Annotated in this window: 11 protein-coding genes; 5 read left to right on the top strand and 6 right to left on the bottom strand. The window is 55.2% G+C overall.

From position 1 onward, the window contains the following. Nucleotides 1-141: 141 nt before the first annotated feature. Nucleotides 142-438 (bottom strand): hypothetical protein, encoded by a 297-nt coding sequence (locus H6F67_RS23440; protein ID WP_190769063.1) that lies wholly within the window; start codon nucleotides 436-438, stop codon nucleotides 142-144. 318 nt (nucleotides 439-756) lie between these two features. Here H6F67_RS23440 and H6F67_RS23435 point away from each other — a divergent pair, with 318 nt between their 5' ends. Continuing rightward, a complete protein-coding gene (locus tag H6F67_RS23435; RefSeq protein WP_190769062.1) occupies nucleotides 757-2,394 on the top strand; it encodes a S8 family serine peptidase in 1,638 nt (545 codons plus the stop codon). 222 nt (nucleotides 2,395-2,616) lie between these two features. Here the strand turns inward: H6F67_RS23435 and crtD are convergent, their stop codons facing one another. Beyond that, on the bottom strand, nucleotides 2,617-4,119 hold the full coding sequence (gene crtD, locus H6F67_RS23430; protein WP_190769061.1) for a C-3',4' desaturase CrtD: 1,503 nt from the start codon (nucleotides 4,117-4,119) through the stop codon (nucleotides 2,617-2,619). A gap of 288 nt (nucleotides 4,120-4,407) precedes the next feature. On the opposite strand from crtD, the gene H6F67_RS23425 reads away from it, so the two are divergent. Then, nucleotides 4,408-5,706, top strand: a complete 1,299-nt coding sequence (locus H6F67_RS23425; RefSeq protein ID WP_190769060.1) for a pitrilysin family protein — start codon at nucleotides 4,408-4,410, stop codon at nucleotides 5,704-5,706. Here the strand turns inward: H6F67_RS23425 and H6F67_RS23420 are convergent. The 3 genes from H6F67_RS23420 to H6F67_RS23410 all read right to left on the bottom strand — a co-directional run bounded on the left by H6F67_RS23420 (nucleotide 5,703) and on the right by H6F67_RS23410 (nucleotide 9,744). Next, nucleotides 5,703-8,240, bottom strand: a complete 2,538-nt coding sequence (locus H6F67_RS23420) for a type I secretion system permease/ATPase (RefSeq protein WP_190769059.1) — start codon at nucleotides 8,238-8,240, stop codon at nucleotides 5,703-5,705. The genes H6F67_RS23425 and H6F67_RS23420 overlap by 4 nt on opposite strands. Then, nucleotides 8,237-8,998, bottom strand: coding sequence for a peptidylprolyl isomerase (locus H6F67_RS23415; protein ID WP_190769058.1), 762 nt, complete (start codon nucleotides 8,996-8,998; stop codon nucleotides 8,237-8,239). Before H6F67_RS23415 ends, H6F67_RS23420 begins: the two co-directional genes overlap by 4 nt. Nucleotides 8,999-9,543: 545 nt before the next feature. Further along, a complete protein-coding gene (locus H6F67_RS23410; protein WP_190769057.1) occupies nucleotides 9,544-9,744 on the bottom strand; it encodes a hypothetical protein in 201 nt (66 codons plus the stop codon). 12 nt (nucleotides 9,745-9,756) lie between these two features. Between H6F67_RS23410 and ndhL the strand changes: the two genes are divergently transcribed. The 3 genes from ndhL (at nucleotide 9,757) to H6F67_RS23395 (ending at nucleotide 10,737) form a co-directional block, all read left to right on the top strand. Then, on the top strand, nucleotides 9,757-9,981 hold the full coding sequence (ndhL, locus tag H6F67_RS23405; protein ID WP_190769056.1) for an NAD(P)H-quinone oxidoreductase subunit L: 225 nt from the start codon (nucleotides 9,757-9,759) through the stop codon (nucleotides 9,979-9,981). A gap of 6 nt (nucleotides 9,982-9,987) precedes the next feature. Then, nucleotides 9,988-10,311 carry a DUF3007 family protein gene (locus H6F67_RS23400; RefSeq protein WP_190769055.1) on the top strand — a complete coding sequence of 108 codons (324 nt, stop codon included), beginning with the start codon at nucleotides 9,988-9,990 and terminating at the stop codon, nucleotides 10,309-10,311. Between the two features lie 198 nt (nucleotides 10,312-10,509). After that, the gene (locus H6F67_RS23395) at nucleotides 10,510-10,737 is read left to right on the top strand and encodes a ferredoxin-thioredoxin reductase variable chain (RefSeq protein ID WP_190769054.1); all 228 of its coding nucleotides are present in this window, start codon (nucleotides 10,510-10,512) and stop codon (nucleotides 10,735-10,737) included. Between the two features lie 39 nt (nucleotides 10,738-10,776). Here H6F67_RS23395 and H6F67_RS23390 read toward each other — a convergent pair whose 3' ends face one another. Further along, nucleotides 10,777-13,953 (bottom strand): response regulator, encoded by a 3,177-nt coding sequence (locus H6F67_RS23390; protein WP_190769053.1) that lies wholly within the window; start codon nucleotides 13,951-13,953, stop codon nucleotides 10,777-10,779. Between the last annotated feature and the right edge of the window lie 4 nt (nucleotides 13,954-13,957).

The following is a 13,957-nucleotide window of genomic DNA, read 5'->3' as shown; positions in this document are numbered from 1 at the left end:
GCTCAGCTTCATCTATTTCTAAGGTGAAACGCGACGGAAGAATTATGCTTTTTGGTAGATTTGAGGCGAGGCGAATGTAAGTTTTTGCTGCGAATTGATTGAATATCTTTACAACTCAAAATCGATCGTAATAATCAAAAATCATTTTTCTGATTTCGTATGGGCATTCGATCGCACAACGGCCTGCGATGATGACTGCTGTGCCTGAAGCACATCAGGCGCGATGGCTTCGTCTCTGGGCGTAGGAGTTGACTGCGACCAAGTTTGCCAGGGCAACTGCTTTTTGGCGTTGGAGGCGATCGCCAGCGCAAATCCTGCGGCAAACAAAACGGGCGTGGGCAGCAGGGCAATTTGCTGGAGCCAGTTGGAGTCGCTTGCCCACTGGAAAAGTTCGACGATGCCAAATAGGAGGATGACGGTGACAAGCCAGACTTTCATAAAACGTTCCGGTGGCGATCGACGAACAACAATATCGGATATTAGCGTTTTGCAGTTGCGATTTGAGCGAGATTTTCTGCTGAATTTCAATTCTTTGAAGGGAGAAATTAATTTATTTCATTTGCGCCTGCTTTGATTGTCGATGCTGAACTGAAATCGCGTGATTCAACTCAGCAAAAGGATGAATTGCTGCGATCGCAGTGATTCACGCAGCGTCTCACGATTCATGCATTCCATCAAATTTCTAGTGGTGTGCAACGGTCACAACGGGCGGAATCGGGTCTTGTGGCTCTATATTGAATTTCAGCAGCTAACTTGATGTCAATTGAATTGCGATCGGAGGACGACGTGCAGCGCCAGTGGAAACGATTAACTTGGGTGGTGAGTGGATTTGCGGCAACGCTGGTTGCGACGCCTGTTTTAGCGTCGCTAGAGTCGATCGGCTCAGATGGAATTGATGCGCTGCGATTGCAACAAGCGCCCTACAACCTGGACGGCAGCAAGATTGCGATCGGGCAGGTCGAGATTGGTCGCCCATCGTTTTTTGGACTGGATAAAGCCGCTGGAACCAATCCGGCTGTGCGGCTGATGGGCGTATTTTTTCGCGACACCTTGGCCGCTGCCAATGACTATGTAGACGGTCATGCCGGAAACGTCGCCAGCGTCATGGTCAGCCAGGACAAAGAACTGCGCGGCGTCGCTCCGGGCGCGATGCTGTATTCTTCGGCAGCAGGCTTTTTGGAGCGGGGCGGACAGGCAGAAGAATGTCTCGCTTCACAGACGATCGCCCAGCAGAACGGCGGCGAACTGCGATCGATCAACTTCAGCTTTGGCGAACCGCTCCAGAACGATCCGCGTCCCGATGCCGCGCTAGACGGAAATGCGCTGTTGACGCAGTGCATCGACTGGTCGGCCAGCGTTCACAACGTCCTCTATGTGATTGCTGGAAATCAGGGCAATGGCGGCATTCCGATTCCGACTGACAATTTCAACGGCGTCAACATTGCCAACTCGCGACAGGTGAACGGCGTCTTTCGCAAAGTCGATTTCTCCAACCTGGGCAGCGAACCTGCGATCGTGATTGGTCGTCCGCCCGACTCGGAAAGCAACGTGGGTCCGCGTCGATCGATTAGCCTCGCCGCACCGGGAACGAACATCGAAATGCTCAATCCCGACGGCTCAGTGACACAGGCAACCGGAACGAGCTTTGCCGCGCCACATGTCACCGCTTCGGTGGCGCTGATTCAGCAGTATGGCGATCGCCAAATCGCCAGCCGCGCGCCGAATTGGAGTCTGGACGCTCGCCGCAGCGAAGTGACGAAAGCCGTGCTGATGAATTCAGCGGACAAGCTGGCCGATGCTGGAGACGGATTGCGCTTGGGCATGACGCGAGACGTGGTGGATCAGCGGCAGCGCAATTGGCTTCAGTCGGATGCGTATGTCGATCGCGCCATTCCGATCGACAACGAAATGGGAACCGGACACCTGAACGTCTACCGCGCCTATCAGCAGTTCAGTCCGGGTCAGTGGAGCGATGCGGCTCCGGTTCCCCCTGTCGGCTGGGATTTTCGCACGGTGGGCGAAGGCGGTGAAGCGCCAGAATTTCGTGACTATGTGCTGCAAGAACCGCTCGAAGCCAACAGTTTCGTTTCTGCAACACTGGCTTGGAATCGGCAGGTGACGCTGAACGACGAAAACGGCAACGAACAGTACGACGCCGAGGAAACCTTTACCGATCGCGGCCTCAACAACCTCGATATCTACCTGATGCGAGCCGAAGATGACGACATCGAAGACAGCATTTGGTCATCGGTGAGCGAAGTCGATAGCGTCGAACACATCTTCCATCCCGTCTCTGAAGCCGGACGCTACAAAATTCGCGTCGTCTTCCGCGATCGCGTCAACGATCGCACTCAGCCGTATGCGCTGGCCTGGTGGACAGTGCCCGATCGCTAAGGCGTATTTGACTTCTGGTCGCTGCGTTGGCGGCTGGTTTCGCCCCCTAAATCCCCCACGAGTGGGGGACTTTGAGGTCAGTCAATCGATCCGCTAAACCATGACGGCAGCGAAAGCGAAGTCCCCACTGGGCGATCGCTTGCCAACCCTCCTCAAAGTCCCCCACCAGTGGGGGATTTGGGGGGCTGTCCGATCGCAATGTAGCCCACCAACTGACCTAGATCAGCTTTCCTGCTCGATTTGGCGAACGACGGTCAGAGCGGAATAGCTGACTCCGGCTGTGCCTTCACCCGGATGGGTGGAGTCGCCGACCAGCCAAAGCTTCGAGACAGGTGTGCGCGTTGCGAATCCGAAGGGGCCAAAGGTGCTGACGCGCTGGCCGATGCCGCCGACGATGCCGCGATCGCGTGCCGTGTAGCGAGCAAAGGTGCGGGGCGTTCCGGCTTCCTGGTGAACGATCGTGTCGGGTGTCAGGTGGAAAAATGAGCTAAGGCGGGCGATCGCCGTTTCGGTGTACTGCTGCTTCAGCGCTTCATAGTCGGGCGTTTGCTGCCACATCGTCGCATCCGTAAAGGACGAGGCGATCACGGTGGCGTGTCCGGCTGGGGCGCGTCCGTCTCCCGGATGGCTGACGGAGACGAATAGCGAGTTATTTTCCCCGATCGCACCGTCATAGTCATAGAGAAACTGCAAGTGCGGCGGACAGTCAGCGGGGATCGCATCTTGCCGCACACCCAGGTAAATCACGAATGCGCCAGAAGCATCGGGGAGTTTATCGACGCGCTGCCGATAGCCAGCAGGAGCGCGATCGCCCAGCAGCGTCACGAGGTTTTGGACGGTGACGTTGGCAACGATGTGGTCGGCGGTTTCCGTCCAAGTTTCGCCTTTGGGACTGCGAATTGTGACGGCTTTGGCTTGGCCGTTTTCCAGATGGATCTGCTCGATCGCATGGCGCATTTTTACGCTGCCGCCGTCACGCTCGATCGATTCGACCAGGCGATCGCTCAACACCTGCATACTGCCTTGCAGATGATACAGTCCGAGCGGAGCCTGCGAAACGCCCAGCGCGGTTGCGGCATAGAGCAGCGCGGTTTCTTCCGCGTCCACCTGCGAATACAGCTTAAGCTGCAAATCGAGGAAGGTTCTCAGGCGGCGATCGTTCCCCAGTCCATACCAGCGCAGCACTTGCCCAACAGTGGAAAAGGTGTGCGGCACGGTCAGCAGCGTGTCAGGGCGAAGCGCTTTCACGGCCTGCATCACGTCCCACGCACTGCGCGGCGGCAAAACGGGATCGCGAGCTTGGAAGGCAAAGCTGTAGCGAAACAGATCGTTCATCAGTTGCCAGAACGGTTCGCTGCCGGGAAATTGCCGCTCACGTTCGGCTTTCCAGCGATCGGGGTCGCGCCAAACGGCGATCGGCTCGGTTTCTCCGGGCAGATAAACGGCACAGGCCGGATCGCAAAAGGTCGCAGGTGGCAAATCGATTTCCAGTTCCGAGAAAATTCGGTGGTGGATGCCTCCGGGTTCCAATCCGGCCACTTGCGTTGCACCCACGTCAAACGTAAAACCGCGCCGCTGAAACGTCGAAGCGCAGCCGCCGGGGACGATCGCCTGGTCAAACACTTGCACTCGATAGCCGCGATGGGCAAGCAGGGCGGCGGCTGTCAATCCTCCGATTCCGGCTCCCACGACGATGACGCTCGGCTGTCTTGCTGATTCCGCCATAAATTCGTTAAATTTCTTAATATTTTGATCATAATCGACGGCTGGGTGATTTTGCGTTTCGATGACCTTACAGCCTGTCGATCGCGATCGAATTCGCTAAGCTAAAATTCGGCATTGTCATCAGACTCGTAAATATTCCTGATTGATAGGTATCCAGGTTTACGGGTTGCGATCGAACACTGCCGCTAAAATCACAAAAAGCCCGTTTCGATCAAGCGCCCTGTGCGATCGATGACGACGCTGGGATTGTGACTATTAAGATGAATGAAGAGTCCCTGAAAGATTTCCATGACTTCAACGCTATTTGAGTCAGCCGCCGGGCCGCGCCTGAATGCGCCGACGCTCCACCGACTGCCCAACGGTCTGACGATCGTAGCCGAGCAAATGCCGATCGAAGCTGTGAACCTCAGCTTGTGGTTGGGTGTCGGTTCGGCGATCGAAGCCGATGCCATCAACGGAATGGCGCACTTTTTAGAACACATGATTTTCAAGGGCACGGCTTGCCTGCAAAGCGGCGAATTTGAACGCCGGATTGAGCAGCGCGGAGCCGTCACCAATGCCGCCACCAGCCACGACTACACGCATTTCTACATCACCACTGCGCCTCAAGATTTTGCCGATCTTGCGCCCTTGCTGATCGAAATCGTCCGCAATGCCTCGATCGCAGACGAAACCTTTGATCGCGAACGATCGGTCATTCTGGAAGAAATTCGCCGCGCCGAAGATACGCCGCGCCGTCGCGTCTACAATCGATCGATGCAGCTAGCGTTCGATCGATTGCCCTATCGCCGTCCGGTTTTGGGAACGAGTGCGATCGTGGAACAGCTTACGGCTGAGCAGATGCGCGACTTTCACCAAACCTGGTATCAGCCGCAGTCGATGACCGCTGTTGCGGTGGGCAATCTGCCTGTCGATCGCCTGATCCAAATCGTCGTAGACGGCTTTGCCCGAACGGAATCGAGCTATTCCAGTCGCTCCACTTCTACGCTGACGCTGCCCGATCTCAGTCCCGAACCGCCCTTTATCGACATTCAGCGAGAGGAACTGATCGATCCCAGCTTGCAGCAAGCGCGAATGATGCTGATGTGGCGAGTTCCCGGCATGGACGACTTGCAGCAGACCGACGCGATCGACATTTTGGCTTACATTCTCGGTCAAGGCCGAACGGCTCGCCTGATGCGCGATCTGCGCGAAGAGCGGCATTTGGTGACGGGCATTTCCGCCAGCAACATGACCTTCACGCGCCAAGGCTTGTTTCACATTTCTGCTCAGCTCTCGATCGAACATCTCGCCACTGTCGAAGCCGCGATTCTCGACCATATCCGCCGCCTGCAAGCCGAACCCGTCACGCCCACTGAGATTTCCCGGATTCGCACCCTCGTCGCCAATCGCTACGTCTTCAGCAGCGAAACGCCCAGCGATCGCGCCGGACTGTACGGCTACTATCAGTCGGTGGTGGGCGATTTGAAGCCAGCGATCGACTATCCGGCGCGGATTCAGGCACTCAGCCCGGATGCTTTGCAAGCCGCCGCCCAGCAGTACCTTTCGCCGGATGCTTACCGTTTGCTGATCGTGAAGCCAAGCTAGATCGCCGCCTGCTGCCGCTGATAGAGCGACCAGTACAAGCCTTTTTGCTTTAGCAGTGAATCGTGCGTGCCGCGTTCGGCAATCACGCCTTTTTCCATTGCCAAAATCAAATCGGCTTTTTTCAGCGGAGCGAAACGGTGAGCGATCAGAAAAACGGTGCGATCTTGGGAAACGCGCTGAATGTTTTCTAAGACTTGCTGTTCCGTTTCCGCATCCAGCGAACTGGTCGCTTCATCCAAAATCAAAATCGGCGCGGTTGAAAGAAACATCCGAGCGAGGGCGATTCGCTGGCGTTGTCCGCCGGATAGCGACGTGCCACGTTCACCGACATTTGTTTCATAGCCATCGGTCAGATCGCAGATAAAATCATGCGCGACGGCGTTGCGAGCGGCTTCTACCACTTCTTCCGCTGTGACATCAGGATTCCCCAAAGTAATATTTTCCAAAACCGAGCCGTTGAAGAGAAAATCGTCTTGCAAAACAACGGCAATTTGCGGTCTGAGAGAAGCGAGATCGGCGCTTTTGACATCGAATCCGTCGATCAAAATGCGACCCGATTCGATCGAATACAGCCGTTGAATCAACTTTGACAATGTACTTTTTCCTGACCCGCTTCTGCCGACAATGCCAACCAACATTCCCGGTTCCGCCTTAAAAGAAATGCCGCGCAAAATTGGTTCTTGGGCTTCTTGATATCGGAAAAACACCTGATCGAAAACCACTTCTCCTTTGAGCGGCGGCAGCATCAATCCGGTTCCCGGTTCCGCTTCCGGCGCGACGTTCAAAATATCGCCAATTCGATCGACCGCCAGCAACACTTCCTGCAAATTCTGCCAAAGCTGCACGAGTCTTAAAAGTGGCCCCGTGACGCGAGCCGATAACATTTGAAACGCGACCAATTGACCGATCGTAAAGTCCTGAGCGATCACCTGATGCGCCCCGAACCACAAAATTAGCAGCGCAGAAAGGCTGGTGAGAAAATCGCCAATGTGGTTGCTAATGTTCGCCGTTGTGGTCGCTTTGAATCCCGTGCGGATGAAGCGGGCGTAGAGTCCTTCCCAGCGATCGCGAGACGCTTTCTCGGCTGCGTGTGCCTTGACCGAGTGAATGCCCGTGACGGTTTCGACCAGAAACGACTGACTGTCGGCACTGCGGTTAAACGTTTCGTTCAGCCAGTTCCGCAGAATTGGGGTACTGACCAGCGTGAGGATGGCAAACAGCGGAATCACGGCCAGCGCCACGCCAGTCAGACGCGGACTGTAGTAGAACATCACGGCCAGATACACAACCGAGAAAATGCTGTCCAGAATGACGGTCAGGGCGGTGCTGGTGAGAAACTGGCGAATTTCTTCAAGTTCCTGAACGCGAGCGACCGTATCGCCAACCCGCCGCGCCTCAAAGTAGGACAGCGGCAATCTCAGCAAATGCCGGAACAATTGGGCAGAAAGCCCCATGTCCAGCCGATTCGTGGTGTGCGTGAAGATGAACATCCGCAGCGTACCGAGACAAGCCTCAAAAATGCCTGCAAACAGCAGCGCAACGGCCATCACGTCCAGCGTCGGGATGCTCTCGTTCACCATCACCTTGTCGATGATCACCTGCGTAATAATCGGCGTTGCCAGTCCAATCAGTTGCAGCGTGAACGAGGCCAGCAGCACTTCACCCAGCAAGGTGCGGAAGCGCCAAACCGCAGGCAAAAACCAGGCGAGATTGAATTTTTCCTGCTTTTGAACCAGTTCCACCTGCCAAAATTGCCCGTCCCAAACTTCCGCCACTCGCGCTTTGGGGACGCTTTCGCAGGCTTGGCTGGCACTGAGCGGATCGGCAATGATCAGGCGATCGCCCCGCACCGCATACGCCACCACCCAGCGGTCGCCCCACTGCATCAAAGCTGGAAACGTCAACTGCCGCAAATCGTTCCAGTTGCCCACCAGCAGACGGCGCAGATGAAAGCCGAGTTTTTCCCCAGCATTGACGACATCTTTCGATCGCTGACCGCGCAGTTGCCGCTGCACCCATTCAAGCTGCGTCGGCGTTTCAAGATACTGAGCCAGCATTGTCAGGCAGGCGGCGGCGGTGTTGGGAGCCGACACGAACGGAAAGCCGCTGATTGTTTGCGGCGCGTCCGAGTAGTCGGGCTGATAGCGCGATCGCACATCGAGCCAGAACGATCGCATCTCGTTGGCGGCGCTGTGGTCTTTGAGAAAGTCTGTCCAAATCGCGGCAGGCCATTCCAGCACAACCACTTCCTTGCTGGAGGCTCGCGCTTTCCAAACGCCCGACAGTTCCGGCAAATCGCCAAACCAATCTCCGGCCTTGAGGACGATCGATTTACCTCCATCCGGAACCAAACGAACATTGCCAGAGACGATCAGAAATTGGCGATCGGGCGTTTCGGTTGACCAGATCACCTCGCCCAAACTGAAGCGGCGAACTTCGGCTTTTTCCTTGACGCGCAACTGCTGCTCTGCCGCCAGCCAAGCCAGCGGCGGACGCTTCCAATCAACACTCGCAAATTGTTCGTTTGTGATCATTCGTTAATGTTCAGCTTGATTGGCAATCGTTGCATTTTGTCCGCGAGCCACTGCTCAAACAGTTCGTCCTGCAAAGTTTGGCGCAGTTGCGGATCTTCGATCGAAGCGGGCAAAAATTCCTCGACGCGAAACAGCCCCCAGCGATTTTCCATTCCCAAGGGGCCAACGACATCTCCCGGTTGCGCGTCGTCGATTACGGCTCGCAAGATATCCGGCATGGTGCCACGACTGACCGGACCCACCATGCCGTTCGCAATGCGATCGTCCGTCAGCGAATATTCACGCGCCAACTGCTCAAAGCTTGCGCCCTCGTCAATTTGGCTTTTCAGTTCTTCGGCCAATTCCTGCTCATCCAGAATGATGCGCGACAGGACGACGCGATCGAGAAACACTTTGCGCTCGATGAAATATTCGGGCAGTTTGGCGCTGCTGATGCCGTCGCGCAGGGCAGCCAGCCGAAAACTGCTGGCGATCTGAGCGTGGAACGTTTCGTAGGTTAGGCCGTTTGCGCTCAGCCAATCTTGAAAGGCACGGGGATCGGTGAGTTGTCGCTGAAGCCGAAAGTCGATCACCGCCTGCTCGATCGCACTTTGGCTCGCCATCAGATCCGGCCTTGCCTGCAACTCCTGCTCGATCACAAACTGGCGGACAATATCGCCCAAGAACGCTTCAAATTTGCCGCCCGATTGCAGGTAGCGAATGGCCTGCGCCAGCGAAATCGGCTGCTCATCAATAGTCAAAAACGGTTCAGAAGTCATGTCGGCGCGATATTCCAGCAACCCCATTATGCCCAAAGCCCGCAGGCGTTAACTGAAGCTTCATAAGATTGACGTGAATTTTCGGTAGATTTGCGATCGCAAATTCACGGAAGTTTACTTTGACCAAGAGTTTCAGCCGTTCGATCGAGCGGAAAGCAAAGGCTAGTGCAGTCCAGAAACTAGCCCGCAGCCGCGATCTCACCTTTCAAAGGTTACAGGTGGCAAAATTCACAGTTGGTAATGGATGGGGGCAGAGGGACTTGAACCCTCACGACTTTATCGGTCAACGGATTTTCATTCTCCTGCCGCTTTCGCGACTGCCCGCAGGCTTTGAGAATTGGACTCTCCCTTTACCCGCGCTCATGGCGCTAGGGTAGCTCCCGTCGAGTCTCTGCACCTTCCGATCGAGCGATTCCTTACGGACAGCGCTTCGCGATTCCTTCGGATAGCGCTTCGCGATCGGCTTGGCTCAGGATTGCCTTGTCTTGCGATTTAGGTTTCCCTGAGTTTGAGAGCTTACACTTACACGATTTCTCGCCTAAGGCTCAGTTGTCTAAGTCCGCAGCGTCTACCATTCCGCCATGCCCCCGCATGGATTGAATTAGATTCAACACCAGTCTATAGTAATTCGATCGCTCACCGACACCCGACACCCAATCCAAAGCATCAAGTTTTTCAGAGGCGCGATCGATCAAGACAAGGCTGCCAAAGCGGTAAGATGAAGTATGTGAAGATTTTTTGCTCAAGCTGGCCGAACAATGACGCAACTTCCCATTGCCTTGCTGCTGTATGTCGCCTTGGGTGGCGCGTACCTGGTTGTCTTTCCTGCGCTCGTTTTGGCGTATATTCGCGGTCGCTGGTATAAAACCAGTTCGATCGAACGAGTTTTGATGTTCTTTTTAGTGTTCTTTTTCTTTCCGGGATTTCTGCTGCTGGGGCCGTTTGTGAACTGGCGTCCGCAGCGTCGTCAAATTCCCACCTAGGCAGCTATGAGACGGATTGATGTATTGGGCATTGGCGTCGGCCTGTTGGCGGCTGGCGCAATTGCCTACTTTGTGTTTCGCGGCGTGGGGCTAGACAGCATCAACGCCGGAATTTGGAGTCAGGTGCTTCTCGTCGGCGGCTTGGTCGGCTGGCTGCTCACCTATTTGTTTCGCGCTCTGACGCAAAACATGACGCTCAATCAGCAGTTGAAAGACTACGAAGACGCTGTGCTGCAAAAGCGACTAGAAGAACTCACGCCCGAACAGTTGGCGCAGCTTCAAGCGGAAATCGAGCAGGAGCGGCAAAGTAGAAAGCAAAGCAAAGGGTAATCGATCGCCCGTTTGATCGCTTGGATGAGCCGATGTTGCGAACTGGTGGCGTGGGCAAAGTGGCTTTGGTCGCTTTGAATGCGATCGGTAAAGCTGCTACACTCCTTGCAAGCGCCTCCAACCGTTGGAGAGTCCGAAGATGCTTCTGATTCGATCGAATCGGATGTGGTTTGTTGTGAAGGGTAAGACATCAGCGTTATGAAAGTTGGCGATCGCGTTCGTGTGAAGGAATCTGTCACCGTTTACCACCACCCTGAGCATCGCAATCAACCGTTTGATTTGCAGGGGCAAGAAGGTGAAGTTATTGAGCTGGCGAGCGAGTGGAAAGGCCAGCCGATCAGCGCAAATTTTCCGCTGCTTGTTAAGTTTGACAAGCGCTTTCGCGCCCATCTGCGCGAGACGGAACTAGAGCAAATTGAAAGCTGAAGTATTCAGCACTGAGCTTTTTACACCACCGATCGAGCGCTAGCCGACCTGAGACACGATTGCCTGCGTCATAAATGGCTGCATTAAAACAGCGATCGCCTGCTCATATTCCAGCTTGACCCGTTGCAGTTGTTCGGCTGAGGCAACTTGGTTCTGCACTGCTTGCAGCTCAATCGATTTGCAAAGCTGCGAAAGTGCGATCGCGCCCAAGGTGGCACTGCTCGCTTTGAGCGTGTGCGCCGCCAATCGTAATGCGCTTGCATCTTGCTGGGCGATCGCGGTCTGCATTTTTTGCAGCAGGTGCGGCGATTCCTGCCTGTAGCTGTCGATGAGTTCAACTAACACTGCTTTGCCCAGCAGTTCATCGAGCACTTGAACGGCCAACGGGTCGATCGCGGCTGGAAGTGGCTCAGCAGGTGAACGGGCAGGACAGCAGCTCAGGGCTTGCTTGAGGCTGTCGATGTCGATCGGTTTGCTGAGGTAATCGTCCATTCCGGCTTCAAGGCAGTCGCGATAATCGCCCTGTGTGGCGCTCGCAGTGACGGCGATAATGCGCGGGCGATTTTGCAGCCAGCGTTTGCAGATTTCCTGTGTGGCGGTGATGCCGTCCATTTCCGGCATCTGCACATCCATCAGCACTACGTCATAAGGCTGCGAAGCGTCATGCAGCGCTGCTAAAACTTCATGTCCGTTTTTCACCAGATCCGCTTGATAGCCCAGCCGCTTGAGCAGATGGATAATCACTTTTTGATTGACGACATTATCTTCAGCAACCAGCACGCGCAGCGATTGAGCGATGCTGTCGCTTGAACTTGGCGCACTGCTTCGCAGGCTGGCGATTCCATTTTGAGCGTCCGGCGCGATCGCAGGTGAATCCGTTTGATGCAGCATTCCAATCAGCGCGGCGTGAAGCTGCGATCGCTTCACAGGCTTGCTCAGCGTCATGGCGCACAAAGTGCTCGCTTGGTTGATGGGTGTCAGCAGCAGCGGCAAAGCAAGCTGGCGAAACAAGTCGATCGCATCGGCAAACCGACTGTCGATCAAAACGACATCAAAGGACGATCGCTTTAGCAGTGCGATCGCGCTGTCCACATCTGAAGCTGACGCCACTTTCATTCCCCACGATCGCGCCTGCACGATCAAATCTTCTCGCCGCACCGCATTGGCGTCCACGACTAACAGTCGCTTGTCTGCCAGTCGCGCATCGCTAACAGGTGGCGACGGCTTGACCTGCGCCATCATTGAGCAGTAGAACGTTGAACCGCGTCCAACCTCGCTATCGACCCAAATTCTGCCGCCCATCATCTCGATTAAGCGCTGACTGATCACCAAGCCTAGCCCAGAACCGCCATAGGTACGGCTAATCGAAGAATCGACCTGACTAAATGGACGAAACAGCCGATTGAGCCGATCGCTCGGAATGCCCACTCCGGTATCTTGCACCATAAAGCGCAGAGCATAAATTGAATCGACTTTCGCTCGCAGACAGCGAGCACTCACGGTTACGGTGACTTCGCCCGCTGCGGTGAACTTGACGGCATTGCTGAGCAGATTGACGAGAATTTGTCGCAGTCGATTTTCGTCACCAATGATTACCTCTGGCACATCCGCTTCAATCAGATAGGCCAGGTCAAGATTTTTCTCTAGCGCTTTGGGGGCGAGCAGATCGATCGCGTCTTCAATGCACGATCGCAGATTAAACGGCTGCTGCTCCAGTTCCAGCTTGCCTGCTTCGATTTTGGAAAAATCTAAAATGTCGTTGACGATCGCCAGCAAAGACGCACCGCTCGTCCGAATCGTCTCGATAAAATCGCGCTGCTGATCGTTGAGCGGCGTATCGCGCAGCAGGTCGGCCAGCCCGATGACGGCGTTCATGGGCGTGCGAATTTCGTGGCTCATCGTCGCCAAGAAATGACTTTTCGCTTGATTTTCCAGTTCTGCTCGTTTGCGTGCCTGCTCTAGGGCAGCATTTTTGCACGTCAGTTCTTGCCGCTGCTGGGTTTCTTGCTCTAGCAGTCGCGCTTGCGCCAAAGCGATGCCCATCTGAGCGGCGACCGCTTGAAGCAAATCGCGATCGTCCGCTGTCCATTCGCGACAACCTGATTGCCTGCACTGATGCAAACAAATGACGCCGTTCGGCTCACCCTGATATGAGGTACGCACGGCCAGCATCGACTCAGCAAAATTTTCGATCGATCGCACGACAATCGCTTGATCTTGGGTTAGAAGCCGCTCAAGGTCGAACTGCGCGATCGGAATTTCGGCTGCTAGGCGGGTGGCGTAGGCGTGCTGATATTCGGCAACGGGCAGCAGATGCAAAGCCGAAGTTGTGTCGTAGGTGTAGATCAAGCAGCGATCGACGTGAAAAGCGCGTCTAATCTGCGTTGCCGTCGTGTGAAAAATCTGCTCGGCGTCAAGGCTGCGGTGAATTTCTTCGGTAATTTGCTGAAGCAGCAGCGCCCGCTGAAACTGCTGCTCAAATTGCGCTTCGGCCAATTTGCGATCGGTCACATCGAGCAAAACGCCTTCCACATGAATCTTGCCGTCCGGAGCAAGAACACCGCGCCCGCGATCGAACACCCAGCGGATGCTGCCATCGGCGTGAAAGATGCGATATTCAACGGCATAGGGGCGATTTTGACTGACCGCTTCGGTGACAACTCGCCGCACGCGGGCAACATCGTCTGGGTGATCATGGCTGGCAAAGGTGCGGACGCGATTGTGAATAAAATCGCTGGCCGGATAGCCGCAGATCGCTTCGATCGCCTCGCTGATGTATTCCACTGTCCAGTGTTCATCGATCGCACAGCGAAATACGGCTCCGGGCAAGTTGGAAACTAAGGATTGAAAGCGGTCTTGATAGCAATCGCGATCGCTCAGTCGCTGTAGCGAAAAAGTGTAGTAATGCGGCTGAGAAAGCGCGATCGAAACTTGCATTCGTCCCGCTGGCAAGTCGGTTGAAAATTCGAGGGCTTGGGTTTGCGGCGCTTGCTGCCAGTTTTGCGGAAGATGAAGCTGGGGCAAAAGGGTGTCGATCGATTGGGAAACAGCTTGCTGTGGCGAAATTTGCGTCCAGGTGGCGAGTGTTGAATTCCAAAACACAACCTGTAAATTCGATCGCACCACGCAGACGCCAATCGGCAGGCGATCGAGCCAGTGAAACGAGTGATTTTGTGGTTCTGTGGCCTGTGTCGGCTGTCTACGGCGCTTTTTCATGCCG

It is taken from the genome of Microcoleus sp. FACHB-1515, assembly GCF_014696105.1.
Lineage (GTDB): Bacteria > Cyanobacteriota > Cyanobacteriia > Elainellales > Elainellaceae > JAAUTJ01.
The sequence above is the reverse complement of the archived record's forward strand: the minus strand, read 5'-3'. Positions and strand labels throughout refer to the sequence as shown.

What these genes read in the sequence shown, in the direction of transcription:
- H6F67_RS23440 (WP_190769063.1), bottom strand. Translation starts at nt 438, where the DNA reads ATGAAAGTCTGGCTTGTCACCGTCATCCTCCTATTTGGCATCGTCGAA.
- H6F67_RS23435 (WP_190769062.1), top strand. Translation starts at nt 757, where the DNA reads ATGTCAATTGAATTGCGATCGGAGGACGACGTGCAGCGCCAGTGGAAA.
- crtD (WP_190769061.1), bottom strand. Translation starts at nt 4,119, where the DNA reads ATGGCGGAATCAGCAAGACAGCCGAGCGTCATCGTCGTGGGAGCCGGA.
- H6F67_RS23425 (WP_190769060.1), top strand. Translation starts at nt 4,408, where the DNA reads ATGACTTCAACGCTATTTGAGTCAGCCGCCGGGCCGCGCCTGAATGCG.
- H6F67_RS23420 (WP_190769059.1), bottom strand. Translation starts at nt 8,240, where the DNA reads ATGATCACAAACGAACAATTTGCGAGTGTTGATTGGAAGCGTCCGCCG.
- H6F67_RS23415 (WP_190769058.1), bottom strand. Translation starts at nt 8,998, where the DNA reads ATGACTTCTGAACCGTTTTTGACTATTGATGAGCAGCCGATTTCGCTG.
- ndhL (WP_190769056.1), top strand. Translation starts at nt 9,757, where the DNA reads ATGACGCAACTTCCCATTGCCTTGCTGCTGTATGTCGCCTTGGGTGGC.
- H6F67_RS23400 (WP_190769055.1), top strand. Translation starts at nt 9,988, where the DNA reads ATGAGACGGATTGATGTATTGGGCATTGGCGTCGGCCTGTTGGCGGCT.
- H6F67_RS23395 (WP_190769054.1), top strand. Translation starts at nt 10,510, where the DNA reads ATGAAAGTTGGCGATCGCGTTCGTGTGAAGGAATCTGTCACCGTTTAC.
- H6F67_RS23390 (WP_190769053.1), bottom strand. Translation starts at nt 13,953, where the DNA reads ATGAAAAAGCGCCGTAGACAGCCGACACAGGCCACAGAACCACAAAAT.